General features: G+C 44.8%; 18 protein-coding genes. All 18 read left to right on the top strand.

Features of this window, described 5'->3' with window-relative positions; all coding sequences use genetic code 11:
- Positions 1–7 precede the first annotated feature (7 nt).
- The 18 genes from H6759_03465 (at position 8) to H6759_03380 (ending at position 15,937) form a co-directional block, all read left to right on the top strand.
- The gene (locus tag H6759_03465; protein ID USN52066.1) at positions 8–667 is read left to right on the top strand and encodes a histidine phosphatase family protein; all 660 of its coding nucleotides are present in this window, start codon (positions 8–10) and stop codon (positions 665–667) included.
- Between the two features lie 440 nt (positions 668–1,107).
- A complete protein-coding gene (gene infA / locus H6759_03460; protein USN52065.1) occupies positions 1,108–1,338 on the top strand; it encodes a translation initiation factor IF-1 in 231 nt (76 codons plus the stop codon).
- A 39-nt stretch (positions 1,339–1,377) separates the two neighbouring features.
- Positions 1,378–1,494, top strand: a complete 117-nt coding sequence (rpmJ, locus tag H6759_03455; protein ID USN52064.1) for a 50S ribosomal protein L36 — start codon at positions 1,378–1,380, stop codon at positions 1,492–1,494.
- A 15-nt stretch (positions 1,495–1,509) separates the two neighbouring features.
- Positions 1,510–1,896, top strand: coding sequence for a 30S ribosomal protein S13 (rpsM, locus tag H6759_03450; protein ID USN52063.1), 387 nt, complete (start codon positions 1,510–1,512; stop codon positions 1,894–1,896).
- Positions 1,897–1,914: 18 nt separating this feature from the next.
- The gene (gene rpsK / locus H6759_03445; GenBank protein USN52062.1) at positions 1,915–2,361 is read left to right on the top strand and encodes a 30S ribosomal protein S11; all 447 of its coding nucleotides are present in this window, start codon (positions 1,915–1,917) and stop codon (positions 2,359–2,361) included.
- A 28-nt stretch (positions 2,362–2,389) separates the two neighbouring features.
- On the top strand, positions 2,390–3,004 hold the full coding sequence (gene rpsD / locus H6759_03440; protein USN52061.1) for a 30S ribosomal protein S4: 615 nt from the start codon (positions 2,390–2,392) through the stop codon (positions 3,002–3,004).
- 15 nt (positions 3,005–3,019) lie between these two features.
- Positions 3,020–3,727: a DNA-directed RNA polymerase subunit alpha gene (locus tag H6759_03435; GenBank protein ID USN52060.1), complete on the top strand. Its 708-nt coding sequence runs from the start codon at positions 3,020–3,022 to the stop codon at positions 3,725–3,727.
- 21 nt (positions 3,728–3,748) lie between these two features.
- On the top strand, positions 3,749–4,102 hold the full coding sequence (gene rplQ, locus H6759_03430; protein USN52059.1) for a 50S ribosomal protein L17: 354 nt from the start codon (positions 3,749–3,751) through the stop codon (positions 4,100–4,102).
- Between the two features lie 4 nt (positions 4,103–4,106).
- On the top strand, positions 4,107–4,487 hold the full coding sequence (rplM, locus tag H6759_03425) for a 50S ribosomal protein L13 (protein USN52058.1): 381 nt from the start codon (positions 4,107–4,109) through the stop codon (positions 4,485–4,487).
- Position 4,488: 1 nt separating this feature from the next.
- Positions 4,489–5,010, top strand: a complete 522-nt coding sequence (gene rpsI, locus H6759_03420; GenBank protein USN52057.1) for a 30S ribosomal protein S9 — start codon at positions 4,489–4,491, stop codon at positions 5,008–5,010.
- Positions 5,011–5,777: 767 nt separating this feature from the next.
- Complete coding sequence (locus H6759_03415) at positions 5,778–6,584, top strand: prohibitin family protein (GenBank protein ID USN52056.1); 807 nt, start codon at positions 5,778–5,780, stop codon at positions 6,582–6,584.
- An 83-nt stretch (positions 6,585–6,667) separates the two neighbouring features.
- Entirely contained in the window at positions 6,668–7,540 is an 873-nt protein-coding gene (locus H6759_03410; GenBank protein ID USN52055.1) for a hypothetical protein, read from the top strand.
- Between the two features lie 6 nt (positions 7,541–7,546).
- Entirely contained in the window at positions 7,547–9,904 is a 2,358-nt protein-coding gene (locus H6759_03405; GenBank protein USN52054.1) for a methyltransferase, read from the top strand.
- 46 nt (positions 9,905–9,950) lie between these two features.
- Positions 9,951–11,159: a hypothetical protein gene (locus H6759_03400; protein ID USN52053.1), complete on the top strand. Its 1,209-nt coding sequence runs from the start codon at positions 9,951–9,953 to the stop codon at positions 11,157–11,159.
- A 48-nt stretch (positions 11,160–11,207) separates the two neighbouring features.
- Positions 11,208–12,665 (top strand): flippase, encoded by a 1,458-nt coding sequence (locus H6759_03395; protein ID USN52052.1) that lies wholly within the window; start codon positions 11,208–11,210, stop codon positions 12,663–12,665.
- A 1-nt stretch (position 12,666) separates the two neighbouring features.
- Positions 12,667–13,503 (top strand): glycosyltransferase family 4 protein, encoded by an 837-nt coding sequence (locus H6759_03390; GenBank protein ID USN52051.1) that lies wholly within the window; start codon positions 12,667–12,669, stop codon positions 13,501–13,503.
- Positions 13,422–13,754, top strand: a complete 333-nt coding sequence (locus tag H6759_03385; protein USN52050.1) for a glycosyltransferase — start codon at positions 13,422–13,424, stop codon at positions 13,752–13,754. Before H6759_03390 ends, H6759_03385 begins: the two co-directional genes overlap by 82 nt.
- Before the next feature lie 2 nt (positions 13,755–13,756).
- Complete coding sequence (locus tag H6759_03380) at positions 13,757–15,937, top strand: glycosyltransferase family 2 protein (GenBank protein ID USN52049.1); 2,181 nt, start codon at positions 13,757–13,759, stop codon at positions 15,935–15,937.
- The last annotated feature ends 6 nt before the right edge of the window (positions 15,938–15,943 follow it).

Genomic DNA, 15,943 nt, shown 5'->3' with positions numbered 1-15,943 from the left:
GAGAGCAATGGATATTCTTCAACCAGAAAACGCGATGCAAGTTCACTTGATTCGACATGCCGAATCAGAGGCAAATACAAAGCCTGGATACTTTGGTGTATATGATCCACCGCTTACGGCGCGTGGACGCGATCAGGCAGAGAGGCTAGGGGATTGTTTGCAACGAAATGGGCTACAGCCTGGATATTTTGCCAGCTCAGATCTCATGCGTGCTCACAGTACAGCGACGATTGTCACAACAAGGCTTGCTGGTATAGGTTATGAAATTCATCTTTCGCAGGATCTTCGTGAAATTCATCGAGGTGATTGGACGGGGAGATCTATCGAAGAGGTGAAGAACGAAAATCCTGATTTGTGGGCACAGTTCTCCGATGGCGATCTAGATTTCACCCCACCGGGTGGCGAATCGATGCGTACGGTTGGACTGCGTATGATGAAGGCATTCAATCTCGCCGTTAGCAAGATGTCGGACCAGGGCATAGAACATGGGATGATCGTGTCGCATGGCCGTGCCATCGGTGCATTTCATGCATTGTACTCAGGGTGTCGACCTGAGGTTGGATGGCGCTATATCATTCACAATACTTCAATCACGACGTTTGAATATCATCTAAAACATGGATGGGGGATACGTCGACTCAATTCAACCCCACATCTCGGACTTTAGTGAGAAGTCCTTTCTGACAAATAAGCTCCTCTGTAGTTTTTACTTGAGGAGCTTTTTTCTATGTAGCCATTCTTGACAAAAGAGCATGATTTGGCTAGCGTTTTCTCGTCAGGCACCCAGCTCACCAAATCTCATGGAATCATTTCGATGGTATTTGGAGAAGTGGGTGTCCTGGCCAGCACCTTTATGCTTTGAGCAGAACCTCTCCACGGCTGGTTAGATAATGCTTAAGCCTCTCAAGAGGTCTGAACACTGTTTTGTGCGTTATACCCACCCCAAACCCATCGACGCGTAAAAGAGGCCAGACTTCGGCTCGCACCCCCCGTAGATCAGCTCTCGGGGGGTGTCTCTATTTTATCTATTGGTTGACGCAATTATTTTGCTAGGTTATCATACTTTCATCTTTATTATTATTTTCATGTCTACATCTATCCACACCTATGGCCAAACCGTCCTCTCCTAACAAAGAATTCTTGGTAGTAAAGGGGACGATTGAAGAAAACCTCCCATCAGCAACCTTTAAGGTAAAGCTCGATAATGGACAGTCAATTTTGTGTTATCTTGCAGGAAAAATGCGTATGAATCGCATTCGTTTGACCCCCGGAGACGAGGTTCAAGTAGAGATAACTCCGTATGATTTGACAAAAGGTCGTATAACCTTTAGATTGTAGCCCACTGAAACATTTTATCTTAGCCAAAACTTCGTCATTATGAAAGTCCGATCCTCGGTCAAATCTATGTGCCGCGATTGCCAAGTAACTCGCCGAAAAGGTCGAGTGGTCGTGATTTGTAAAAAGAATCCGAAGCACAAGCAGCGTCAAGGCTAACCTTTATCCCATACTATGGCTCGTATTGCAGGCGTAAACCTCCCATCAGCAAAGCGCATTGATATTGCGCTCACTTATATTCACGGCATCGGCACCGTTACTGCTCAGCGCATTGTCGCTCAAGCAGGCTTGGATGCAGCTGTTCGTGTCAAAGACCTTCCAGCAGAAGATGCAAACAAACTACGTGAAATCGTAGAAAAGGAGCATCGTGTAGAAGGTGAACTTCGTCGTGAAGTTCTTGGTCACATCAAGCGCCTTAAAGAAATCGGTGCTTATCGTGGTACTCGTCACAATAAGGGTCTCCCTGCTCGTGGCCAACGTACAAAAACAAACTCCCGTACACGTCGCGGTAATGTCCGCAAGACAATGGGATCTGGTAAACGTAAGCTTGAAAAGACGTAAACTTCAATTGACTAATCTATGAGTGAATCAACAAAATCCGCTACCAAAAGCGCCGCAAAAGGCAAGGTAGCAAGCGCTAAAGCGAAAGCAAAAGCGAAAACCAAAAAAGCTCGAGGTCAAGTTGTTGAAGGAAAGGCGTTTATCCATGCTTCTTTCAATAACACGATCGTCACCCTTACTGACATGAACGGCAATACGCTTTCATGGTCCAGTGCTGGTGTACAGGGTTTCAAAGGTCCTAAAAAAGCAACTCCATACGCTGCATCTATGATCGTTAAGGACGCTGTCGAAAAAGCAGCAGACTACGGTCTCAAAGAAGTAAGCGTATTCATGAGTGGTGTCGGTCAGGGTCGCGAAGGCGCCCTCCGTGCCTTGAATGCAAACGGACTTGGTATCCTTACAATCAAGGATGTTACCCCTATTCCACATAATGGCTGCCGCCAACCGCGCCCACGTCGCGTTTAATCCATATTCTTAAAGGCTGAATGGTCCTATGAAAAAGAATCAACTTACCGCCAAAAAATCCCGTCGTGAGGGGATTGCGCTTTCCGATGCTAGCAAGCATCAGCGCGCCTTGACCAGACGTCCGTTCGCTCCGGGCGTACATGGCCCCGACAGTCGCACTCGCATGACCGATTACGGCAAGCAATTGCGCGAAAAACAAAAAGCGAAGCGTATGTACGGTTTGAACGAACGCCAGTTCTCCAATCTCTTTGCAGAAATGAAAAGCAAGATGGGTGATACTAGTGTCAAGTTCATCCAAGCGCTTGAATCTCGTCTCGATAACGTTGTGTACCGCTCAGGTTTGGTAAAAACACGAGCTGCAGGACGTCAGGCGGTTTCACATGCTCAATTCCTTCTTAACGGTAAAAAGCACAATATCCCTTCTTACCGTGTACGCGCTGGTGATGTCATCACTATCCGCGAAAACAAGCGCAACAGCGCCTTGTGGAAGGATGCTGAGGAAAAACTTTCAAAATCTGATAAACTGTCCTGGATTGCTGTCGAGCCTAAGACTCTCTCTGTGAAAGTCACAGGTGTACCGACGGATAAGGAGCTTCAGCAACCATTCGACGTCAAGATGATTGTCGAATTCTACTCTCGCTAACCCCTTGCCCCTTCTATGGACTCCATCCTTCTTCCAAATAAGATTAAGTTTAATCGTGGCGAACGCCCTCATGAGGGTGTCCTCACGGTTGAGCCTTGCACGCAAGGTTACGGGACGACGATCGGCAACGCTCTTCGTCGTGTGCTCCTTTCCTCCCTCTCTGGCGCAGCTATAACGTCAGTGAAGATCAAGAATGCCGATCATGAATTTTCGGTAATCAAGAACGTGAAGGAGGATGTGCTCGAAATCATTCTCAATCTCAAAGCGGTGCGTGTAAAGCTCTTCTCCGAAGAGCCAGTCAAGCTCACTCTTTCTGTCAAAGGCGATAAAGTCGTGACAGCAGGTGACTTTGTCAAAGACGCGCAAGTAGAGATTGTAAACCCAGACTTACAGATCGCAACGTTGACGGATGCTTCCGCAACGCTCGAGATGGAAGTGACAATCACCCCGGGTCGTGGCTATCGTTCAACCGATGACCGCTCAAAAGAAAAAGCCGAACTTGGCACCATTGCCATCGACGCTTTCTTCAGCCCAGTGCTCAATGTCTCTTATAAGGTAGAGGCGGCACGTGTCGGTGATAAGATCGACTTTGATAAACTCACGCTCCGCGTAGAAACAGATGGCTCACTTGATCCGCTCGACGCGGTCAATCAGGCAGTCACGATTCTGCAGGACAATTTCCAGGTTCTAAATAACTTGGCCTACGCCGAAGAAACGGCTTAATTCTAAACTTAACTTAAGGATATGCGACATCGACGAGTAAAAAAGACTCTGGACCGTAAAGCCGGTCCTCGCAAAGCCCTTCTTCGCGGTTTGGCCACGTCTATCGTTTTATACGAGCACGTGAACACAACCCTCGCTAAAGCAAAAGCCGTTCGCCCATTGGTTGAACGTCTCATTACTCGCGGCAAGGAGAAGAGCTTGCACAACCGCCGCCAACTCACAAAAACCCTCATGACCGAAACGGCTGTGAACAAGGTTCTTGAAGAACTTGGCCCACGCTATCAAACGCGTCCAGGTGGCTACACACGTATCATCAAACTCGGAACCCGTAAGGGTGACGGTGCTGAGATCGCACAGATCCAGCTTGTGAAATAATTATATGGCTTGGAAGAACACGAGCGGCATGCCGCAAATTAACCGCGAGACGGTTACCATCGACGCTACTGGACAAGTAGTCGGTCGTTTGGCTACAAAAGTAGCAAACATCCTCGTTGGTAAAAACAAGGCTACGTATGTCCCACATATCGATGCGGGTGCTATCGTAAAAGTCACAAATGCTGACAAACTTGTTCTTACCGGCAAAAAGCTGGAGACAGCTGTTCACTACCGCTCCTCTAATCGCCCAAGTGGTGTAAAGGCGCGCCCAGTGTCCAAAATCATGAAAGAGAACCCAGGCGAAGTATTGATTCATGCTGTGAAGTACATGCTTCCTAAAAACAAGACTCAAGTCGATCGCTTGAAGCGTCTCATCATCGTTTAATATGGCTACTACTACAGAAACAAAAAAGAAGACAACGACTGCTGCAAAGCCTCGTGCTGCTGCCAAGAAAAAAGAAGCGCCAGCAAAAAAGGCTCCAGTAAAAACCGTTGTTGAAAAAACCGTTTTCAAAGATGGTTCCTATATCTACGCCTTGGGTCGTCGCAAGACATCCGTTGCAAAGGTCTATCTTATCAAAAACGGCAAAGGCCTCTTTACCGTCAATGGTCGCCCGATGGAAGAATTCTTCACCACCTACGAAGGTCGCGAAATTGTTCGCGGTCCTCTCAAGGCTTCCGGTCAAGAAACAGCTGTTGATGTCAGCGCTCAAGTCATTGGCGGTGGTATCAATGGTCAGGCAGAGTCCATTCGTCTCGGCATCTCACGTGCCATGGTCGAATTGAATCCAACCTACCGCACGGTCTTCAAGAAGCTTGGCTTCATGTCCCGTGATCCACGTGCAAAAGAACGTAAAAAGTTTGGTCTCAAGAAAGCTCGTAAGAGCCCACAGTGGAGCAAGCGTTAATCTGCTTCATCCGAAACAAAATCTCCCAGAAAGGGGAGTTTTTATATCTCTTCGTAAATTGACAAAAGAGGCAATTTATGGTAATACAATACACGTACATTTATACAGCGGTGGCTTAATTCAGGGCGCTAATGACTAGAGCGAAGTATAAGCCAGTGCGAAAGGATAAATTTGGAAACAATACAGCAAAAATCAGGGTAAGTCGGTATTCAAGGTATTTGTCGTCTACGTTCAGCCAGAGTTCGTGGAGTTAGAGTGTCGATTTCCTAACTACCTTAACTCGGGCTACAAAACGATCACTAAGCCGGGTCGAGAAACTCGCAATCAGGATAGGAGGCTTGTTCCGATTGAGTTTTGTAAGAATGTATCAACGAAGAATCGCGAGATTCTATTCGAGTATGTTCGCATTAATGATTTAGACTCGTTTAGTGAAGTAATGGGGTTAATGTTTTACAATAAAGTTCGGCCGGCTCTCTATGAAGAGCTCATGAGCTTCGATAAAGCGTACCCCGATGAGAGATTAAAGCATCGGATACTCGCTCTCGGTTCCATAACGAGATTTTCCGAAGCGCCCTTCTTATGCAAAGAAGGCCTTGGTCTGCAGCTGTATGATACCTGTGACAACCACGGATTCAACGGTAGCTATCGATTTCTTGCAGTGCGTGAATAGTCTCATCTCTCGACCTCGTCCGACACCTCGCCTACTTCTGGGTGGGTGTGTCGGGCGGGGTCATTTGATTTCTTGCATTTTATCCATAATAATCCTAATGTTAGCGTATATGAGTACTCCTAAAATTATTGCGTGGGTTGTTGGTGGCCTTTTGGCTGTTATCTTGTTTTTCTCTCTTATTCCGTTTGGCATGATCCCTGCGGGTAGCCGTGGTGTGATGTTGCGTTTTGGCGCTGTTACAGGCCGCGTAGTGTCTGAAGGTCTTTATTTCAGAATGCCTATTGTTGAGAGCGTTGCCGTAATGGACGTTCGTCTTCAAAAAGAGCAGGTTGAGGCGACAGCAGCTTCAAAAGACTTGCAGAGCGTACAAAGCACCGTAGCTGCCAACTTTCATATTAAGCCAGAGATGGTTGTAGCGATGTATCGTGATGTCGGACCTGAATACAAAGTAAGAATCATCGACCCTGCTCTTCAAGAGACGGTTAAAGCAACAACAGCCAAGTTTACAGCAGAAGAGCTCGTGACTCGTCGCGAAGAGGTACGTGAAGAGATGAAATCACTCCTTCAAACAAAACTCACGCCTCGTGGTATCGAAATCGATGACTTTAATATTGTAAACTTTGATTTCTCTGAGTCATTCAATGCAGCTATTGAAGCCAAGGTTACGGCTGAGCAAGCTGCGCTTACAGCGCGTAATCGTCTTGAGCAGGTAAAGTTTGAGGCAGAGCAACGTATCGCAGAAGCTCGTGGTAAGGCAGAAGCGTTGCGCGTTGAGTCAGAGGCAATTAAATCCAGTCCAGCGGTACTAGAATTACGCGCCATTGAAAAATGGGATGGTAAACTCCCATCAGTTATGGGTAGCGGTGCGACACCATTCGTAAATATCGGTAGTATTAGTCGTTAAACGTAGGCAACAGTCAATATAAAACCCTTCCGATTGGAAGGGTTTTATATTGTAAGATCGGGTGCTATCATTGGGTTATTGCTATGTCAGAGTCTCGCTTTCTAAATCCATTTCTTACTCACTCTGCAGAGACTGCAAAAAGTATCTGGCATTATTTTGATCAGTACAAGACTTCGGGAGAAGGAAAAGCAGTAGAACGTCCGAATATAGAGTCGTTTACGCATGTTTCAGAGACATCAAAGCTAAGAGATAGTGTTTTGTTGCAGAAAAAAATGAGTCGTGGTGGCTTGAGCCAGCAGTTTACTGATGGCCCGGATGCTTTTGCGTTTGAAAATTTTTTAACAACGGTCGCTATGAAGCATCAATGGTTTGGCGGAGAGATGTCTCCAACAACGGATTATGATGATTGGATATCAGGAGCAGATGCCTACGTAGAATGGCTTGATGATGACCAAAAACCTATAAGGATGGCGATAGACTTTACCTCAACAAAACATTTTAGAGTGTTTATGAAGAAAAGTGAGAAAATAGAAGCAAATTGTCAGATCAAGTATTTACGGTCACGTATCGAGTATGAACACGACAAACCAAAAGAGCTAAGAGCATCTATGCCTATCGTTGTGCTCGGAGCAGAAGAAGATACATTCAAACTCGTTGCAAAGGAAGATAAGCCCATAACAGAAAGTCATCCACTAAGGCGCTTACTCGTCGAACAAGCGTATTCACAAATACATTTACAAATGGAGTTATTACATGAGCTCCAGCAAGATGAAAAATCGAAAACAGCAGACACTCAATCAAAAACGGCGGCTAAACGCCAACAGCGATATGAAGATCTACAGGCCATAAGAAGTCAGCTACAGAAAGTGCTCCGACTTACTCAAGATATTGCCCTAGAGTCTGAATGGAAGAATGTAGCAGAATCATCCATAACACAGCGTACGCTTTCAACCTAAAATCCTATGAATAAAGAAAATCCATTTGTACCAAAAGCAACGACTCCTTCTGATATAAAGGAGGTTGTTGGTGAACAGCTTGATGCTTTTGCAGAGAAGTACGGCATAAAGTCCCTCCAGGATCGTTTACGTATAGGGTTAAATGAAGTTGGTATATTAGCTTATAATGAAACAAATTCGCTCGTAAAAGATGTCGTAAAAAAGCTCGGAGCTACGCCAGAAGAATCTAAGCGTATTTACAATGAGTTAGTAGCGCTTTGTGTTGGTATCCAGCAAACAGGGCCATGGGGATATGCAGCGGAGCTGGCAAAGCCAGAATCACCAGAGATGAAGGCGTGGTTTATGTTGGTTGGAGCTGAAACGATAGGATATGAACGAGAGCGGGACTTAAACGACGCAGAATTTAGCAAGGATATCGAAAGAATAAAATCACAGCTTACTCAGGCAAAAAATGATCCCGAGGAATATTTTGCGCATGCCCAAAATCAACTTTTAGAACAAGCAGCGAAAAATATTCGTTTTGAAAAAGACGATACAGAAAAAAGTGTACCTATTGGTGAGGGTTTTGCTTCTTTCTTGCCTATGGCGATTAGTGGATACGAAGCGGGTATTGTTCAAGACGCAGAAGGTTGGGTCTATGTTGGAGCGCGTCAAGAAATAGATGATACTCGTATTGAATCAGTTGGTTTAGAAAAACTCGTAGCACCGGATGAACGTGATCCAGAGAGAATGGTAACGTATTTTGTTAATAGTGAAGGTCAAAAAGTCATTAAAAAGGTGCATCCTGGTCTTTTAGTTATTCTCACAAGAAGCTTTGATCTTGCTTCTTCGATAGTAAGAGCTACGAATGAAAAAAGAGAAGCGATCGAAATTGCAGAAGATGCGCTTGGCCACACGCGCATAATGCAAACAACCGAAGCCGCACGTGAAGAGCTTGGGATGCGAGAAGATCGTTTACCGGAAGGTTTTCTACGTCGTTCAAAAGACCCTGTTAAAAAAGAACTCTCTTCATCATTGGCTTTATCTCGTCCAAGAGACGAATTTTACAATCAGCTACATTTTATCCGCGCGAATTATGTCTTTATGGATGCGCAAAGGCAATTAGAGAAAAAGCGTCAAACTCAAGGCAAAAAAGTCTCGGAGCAGGACCGAGAATTATTACGAAAAAAGATATCAGAAAAAATGGCGCAAAAAGTCGATGAGTTAAAGCATGTGAGTGAGCTCATGGCTGCAAACTTTGATGTATTGCCAGATAATATTCATTCTGTTGTAGACATGGCTGGTGGAGCGGGAGATTTAGGGCTGGCAGTGACAACGGAGCTGCTTTCTCGTGGCAAAGATATTACTCATACAGAAATCGTAGATCCGCAAGAGGGCGTATCAGAATTTATGAATACAATTATCGACTATCTTCCTTTTCGCGAGGATTTAGAAAAGATCGTTGTTCATAATACCGGCTATTTACAGGATGCGCATATAACGCCAGACGCGATGGTTGTGGCAAAGCATGCTTGTGGGACGCTTACGGATGATATTATCTCTCAGTGGAGAGAATCAGAAAGCGGTATGTTAGTAGCGATGACTTGTTGTCAGGGTAAAGCGGCGAGTGAGCCTGCGCGCTATGGATTTAGTCAAAATGAATGGGAAGACCTATGTCATAGCTCTGACCTTACAAATACCGAGATACCTGAGCAACCAGGAAAGGCAAGAGAACGGGCGCTAAGACGTCTCGAAGAGGGCAATCGTGCGATGAAGAAGATTGATATGGCTCGTGTTGAGTATCTGCGTAGACATGGATTTGCCGCTGAGTTATCAACGACGGATAAGTTTCCAAAAGGAGACGTTATCATGGCACGGAGACTGCCAAAAAACTTTATGAAAAGACTGCAATCATTGCAGGAGCTTGAAGAAAAGGAGCCTCTTGTGTTTGACGCAATGATGCTCAAAATAGACATGATGTCTATAGGGAGAGAAGTAAAAGGCTTAGACAAAGCTAACTTTGGTGATGACTGGACAGAAAAAGATTTTCAAGAAATTTCTAGAAGGTTTATTGCACCTGCATTTGAAGAATTTTCGCCGGTCGAGGCGAGTGACGAAAAAAGCATCCGCACCAAACGCTGGTCAAGAAAACTCAGAGGCAAAAGAACAGCAAAAGAAGCGTTTAAAAGAGGTTTTTATGATACGAGCGGTCGCATTGATCTCTATATTAATAAACGCGTTTCGGAATCGGGCAAGTCATTTGAAGCGAGCTCAACAGGTAAGTTAGTTAAAATGATTAAAAATATCGCATTTCGTGACCTTGATCAGCCGTCTCCTGATGCACGCAAGGCTATTGATGCTATAATGACAGAAATGGGTTATTAAATTAGTTTTAATTAAATATAACATTAATATCGTATGACACAGCAAAATGAAGGTAGTGAAAAGAAGGAGGGTTTTAAATTTCTTACACCTGAGCGAATTGCGGCAGAAAAAAGAACAGAGACCAGGGCGTCTAGAGCGACTTACGGCTGAAGTAGAGCGATTGTTTTCTGGTGAAAATTATGAAGCGCTACGCGAAAAAATTACGAGAAGCTTTGAGGTGCCGCAATGGGGTGAATATCACAACGAGGGTATATTAATGGATACTCATCTAAACAGAATGATTGAAGTGATCGAAAGTTTTGACCGTGGAGAGGGAGGTGGCAACTTGCCTGAAAAAACACGTGCTTCGTTTAATGAGCTTGTGAAGCAATATGGAGATACGCTTAAAAAGTATGTTTTTTTGCACGATATTAGTAAGCCGGATCTACTTCGTATTCAGTGGGATCCTAAAGCAGGCGAAAAGAAGGGACGAGCATGGGAAGGAAATATCGAAGAATTTCGTTCCGAACATGGTTTAAGCAATGAAGAGACGTCAGATCCTCAACGGATGGCCGAATTTTTCTCATCTCAAGGTATCAAAGGAGTCTCGTACTACCATCAAGGAATAGAAAATGAAAATGGACGTAAAACAGAAAGCGCAAAGCATGGTGAGCATGGTGCTGAGCATGTTGGCGATGAATATGAAGGAGTAGTCGATGTAGAAATATTGAAAGCAATTGAGCTACATGAGGCGGCTTATCAATTTGAAAAGGTAAAACCAGATACCTATAAAAAACTTTTTGGTGAATTAAGTGAAGAGCATAAACAGTTAGCGCTTTTTGCCTCATACATTGACACCGCATCATCATATCGCCAAGAAGGTGAGCCAGATCTAACGAATTTTTCGTTTCTACTTACATCCAAGGACAACGCAGAATCTATCGAAGAAATAACGAGCGAGTTGTCCTTAGTAGGTGGCTTGGATAAGAAAAAACTTGAAAGTTATTTACGGAGCCTTCTTGCTGAGCAAACAACATTAAATATTGGTAATGCAGTTGAAAAAGGAAAGAAAGAAGCAAAGACAACGGAATATTCGTTAGATACGTTAAAACTTACGCTAGACGAGGTTGCAGAAAAGGGAGAGATTACGAATGAAGAGGCGATGAAGGTCTATGAATTGGTAAGTACCGGGTCTATTAGTGAAATAGGCAGGACTTTTGGAAAAAAGATGAAGATCATCTCAGCAGTACTCAAAGCTAGCGAAAAACAAGATTAAAATACTAAAACCCTTCCTTAAAGAAGGGTTTTTCTATACCCTATAGGCATGTCTCAAGCGGCTTCCGTGGCAAGAAATGCCGCCTTATTGATGGTGGGGAATGCGGCGCAAAAAGTGCTGTCATTTTTGGCTTTTACTTGGATTGCGCGTTTAGTAGGTAAAGAGGTAACGGGTTCGTATTTTCATATCGTTTCTATCACGTCGATCTTCGTCACATTTACGGATCTTGGGCTTACTTCAGTTATTATCCGCGAGAGCGCACGTGATGCATTGCTTGGGCGCCGATTTTTTCGTTTTGCATTGCAGTTAAAGGCATTTTTGATCCCAATCGCTTGTTTGGCGGCTCTTAGTTATGGCTGGACGATTGGGTTACGTGATATGGAGATTTGGGCATTGGTGATATCAGCGCTCGTCATGTCGGCTGACTCGCTCTCAACGTTGTTCTATGGTGTTATACGTGGCTATCGTGACCTGCGCTTTGAAGCGATCGGAATGCTCGTTGGTCAGACAGTGGCAGCGATTAGTGGAGTAACGGCAGCGTATTTTGGTTATGGGGTATTTGGTTTGATTGTAGCGCTGTTGCTCGCAAGTAGCTGGAATGTCTTTTGGAGCTCAAAGACGCTCTACAGGCTACATCTAACGCCGCAGGTGGGTACTGGGGCAAGTATGCGCGATATGTTGCTTATGGCAGTTCCATTTGGCTTGTCGGGCATCTTCGTTAAAGTCTACTCCTATATCGATTCTCAGATCATCTTTCACTTTCATGGGGATGCAGCACTTGGTGAATATGCAGTTGCCTATAAGTTAACCTATGCACTGCAGTTTTTGCCGATGGCCTTTGTTGCGGCGCTTTACCCAAGCATGAGTCATGCCGCGCGACATGAAAAAGAATCCTTGCCAGTATTATTAATGGGTTCATTGCGTCTTATGGTGCTGTTTGGCGTATCGATGGCGGCATTGCTCGCAGCGCTTGCACCTGTGCTTGTGCCGTTTTTATACGGCGAGACCTATGCTGTGTCAGCACATATTTTGCAGGTATTAGCTTGGGTATTAATTCCGATTTTCTTAGATTTTCCGATCGGCTCCTTACTTAATGCGACGCATAGAGCCCATCAAAAGACGGCTGCCATGGGTATTGCGATGGTGATTAATGCGTCGGTAAACTGGATACTTATCCCGACCATGGGTGCCGTAGGTGCGGCATGGTCGGCGATAGCAAGTTTTGTGACCCTTTATTTGATTGGTATGTGGTATGTCCGCCATGAAGTCATCTGGACCTCATGGATTCGTCTTCATCTACAAGGTGCAATTGTGGCGGCTGGTATTTGGCTTTTTGTAGATTGGGCAAGCTATTTTGCACATCCGCTTATTGTGACGGCCTGCGCTGGATTTGTAGCTTTAGTTCTTAATTTTGCTGTACGCTTAGTGACGATTTCTGACGTTCAACGTGTGGCTGGCTGGCTGTTTAAGCGATACGCTGGATCAAAGCCTATCGAAACGATTTAATATGAAAAAAATTGCCCTTATTACTATCGATTATCCACCTCAGCAAGGTGGCGTTGCTCGATATCTTTGGAATCTTGCCAAGGCATTAGGTAGTTCTACGGTTACGGTTTTTGTAGATCGTACGCATCCAGATTCTATTGATGCGCCTGCAGAAAAAATCCGTTTATTTGCTCCTGGTCCTTTTGGATGGTGGATCTCTATTTTTCAGATGTGGGCCATGCGCGGACGAGGGTATGACGGTATCATGGTGAGTCACGTCTTGCCGTTAGGTACAGCTGCGATGATCGCACGCTATTTTGGCGGTGTTCCATATATTGTATTACTACATGGTCTTGATATTCGTTTGGCAAAAAAGTCTCGTATTAAGCAATGGCTTTTTCGAAAGATCATCAAAAAGGCAAAGCTTGTTCTCGTAAACTCACAACGTGCAGGTGAAGAATTGCATTCAATTATAAAAGGACAGTCGTTCAGAGTATTACTGCCTGCTGTGGAGCAAGATCAAAAGCTACCGGACAAAGCCTCTTCGAGAGCGAAGTTTGGCATTGGAGCAGGGGACACCTTGGTTCTTTCGGTGGCTCGGTTGGTGCCACGAAAAGGAATCGACCGCCTCATTGAGTCTATGAGCTTTGTAGATGCATCCGTTAAGTTAGTTGTCTTAGGTGATGGTTCTGATCGCGAACGCCTCGATCGTCATGCACAGCATTTTGGTGAACGAGTACAATTTGTATCCAACGTATCTGATCAAATAAAACAAGAATGGTATGCGGCGGCAGATCTTTTGCGCTACCAGTACGCGAAGAAGAAGATGATATTGAAGGGTTCGGCATCGTCTTTTTAGAGGCGGCGCTTTTTGGTCTCGTTGCAATCGCGGGCAATAGCGGTGGTGTACCAGAGGCTGTATTGGACGGAGTAACGGGTTTGCTAGTAGACCCGCATCACCCGCGTCGTATCGCTGATGCGATTGAAGCATTACGAAAAGATTCGCAATTAAAAAAACGTTTAGGAGAAGCAGCGCGCAATCGTGCTATCAAAGATTTTCGTTGGGAGGATCGTGCTCGTGTTTTGCGTACGTGGATGTCGCAACTATAAGTATGTCGCCAAAAGTTTCTATTGTTATTCCTGTTCTCGAACACCGCGAAGAGTTGCGGGCGTGTTTAGCGTCACTTGATCAACAAACTGAAAAAGCGATCGAAGTCATCGTTATTGATGACGGATCCATCGATCGAATCCAACAAGAAGATCTGGATGGATTTGCTTTTGCCGCCAAGCTTATTCGCTTTGAAGAAAACCGTGGTGCACCTTTTGCACGTAATACAGGTTTGGATTCAGCAAATGGCGAATACATTGTCTTTTTGGATGCCGATGCTCATTTGCCTACGGATGCATTAGAGGTGTTAATCAAAGCGCTCGTAGATCATCCAGAGGCAAGTTTTGCGTATCCAAATTTTCGGTTTGGGAAGAAAGCGTTCAGAGGTCGTCCATTTGATGCAGATGCTTTACGTGAGAAAAACTATATTCATACAAGTGTTCTTTTACGAAAAAATGAAGCGATACGTTTTGACGAATCACTCAAAAAATTTCAGGATTGGGATTATTTTCTACAGCTAGCACAGCAAGGAAAAAAAGGTATTTGGGTAGATCGTGAGCTCATGGTTTTTGAAGAGCGAAAAGCTGCTGGTATGAGTCGTTGGCTCCCATCATTCTCCTACGACATTCCTTGGCAAGCTATTGGTTGGACGCCAACATTTATTGCTTGGTATCTCAAGGCTGATGATATTATTCGCACAAAACACGATCTCGCACCACGTAAAAAATCTTGGTTGGGCGAAGGGTTGTTTTTTGGTGCGTGGCTAGGACTGCTTTTTCTTGCCACGATCATCGCAAGAATCGTTCCTCAAGCGAATACCGTGTTAGCTATTCTAGTGACTCTTATCTTTAGCAGGGTTACTTATAAATCACCAGCCCATGGTTTTGCATTGATGGCTTCTGAATACGTTATTGGTTCAAAAGGCGGTATGCTCAAAATTGGAGCAGACATCGTAAATGATGGTGGTCTCGGCATTCGTCAGCTCTTCTTTTTTGCCTTCTTGGGTCTTTGGTTTTTTGGAGAAAGATGGTCAGTCTATTGGAAGTATCATACGGATTGGATCAAGGAGCGTACAATTTATCTTTTATTAATACTCACTATTGCTTACGGCGTGCTACGTGGTTTTGCATTAGATCAGCCATTCGTATTAGCAGATGCGAATAACTGGGGAGTTCTATTGCTAGCATTTCCGCTCTATCAGCTTATTCGTCAAAATACGGCGGATATCGTGCGACCTATGGTGGCGGCGCTCACGGTCGGTCTAGTGGTAAACGCGGGTCTGAGCTTCTTGCTTTTCTATATCTACTCTCATGATACAGGCGCTATCCAAGTCCCGGTCTATCTCTTTATCCGCCGCTCAGGGATAGGGGAGATTACGCGTATTTTTGCGGATGGCTCGCTTTATCGCGTCTTTATCCAATCGCAGATTTACTGGGTATTCGCTTTTGTTATCGCTTTGTTTGCGCACAAGACTCTGTCCAAAAAGCTTCGTCTTGGGCTTTTGTCTATTGGTACCGCGATTATTGTTATTTCATTGAGCCGTAGCTTCTTTTTAGGCGTAGGCGCTGCTGTTGGCGTCTGGGTCTTAAGTATGGCAGTCGATGCTTTCCGTTTAAAGAATATGAAAGAGTCTTTCGCGAATGTGGGCTGGACGACTATTGCTGGCATCGCTGGGGTAATATTGATAGCCATCCTCGCATTTTTCCCAATTCCACCAAGCAAGAACGGTGCCCTCGATGATGCGCTCTTGAACCGCTTCGACACCGGCGAAGCTGCCGCTCAAAGTCGCTGGATTCTTTTGCCCGCTCTCACGAAGGAAATTGCGAAAAACCCGATCTTAGGCTCAGGTTTTGGTAAAACTGTGACCTATAAAAGCGCTGACCCACGAGTAGCAGCAACAGGCAAAGAATATACGACGTATGCCTTTGAGTGGGGTTGGCATGATCTTTGGTTAAAGTTAGGGGCTGGAGTTTTGGTTGTTTTGTCCTGGTTATTATTTGTCGCAAATGAGATTCGTAAGTCTACTATTGAGTCAGATCTAAAACGAGGGCTTATTGCCGCCATCTTGGCATTAGTCGTTATCCATGCCTTTACCCCCTATGTGAACCATCCATTAGGGATTTTGGCGGTGATTATGATGGAGGTCTACGTATCTGCCCGAGCGTTGACAAAAGTAGTAATATAGTGTAAT

This window comes from Candidatus Nomurabacteria bacterium, from assembly GCA_023898425.1.
Taxonomy (GTDB): domain Bacteria; phylum Patescibacteriota; class Patescibacteriia; order 2-12-FULL-60-25; family 2-12-FULL-60-25; genus HK-STAS-PATE-2.
Note: the sequence above shows the minus strand (reverse complement) of the source record. Positions and strands in the feature narration are given on the sequence as shown.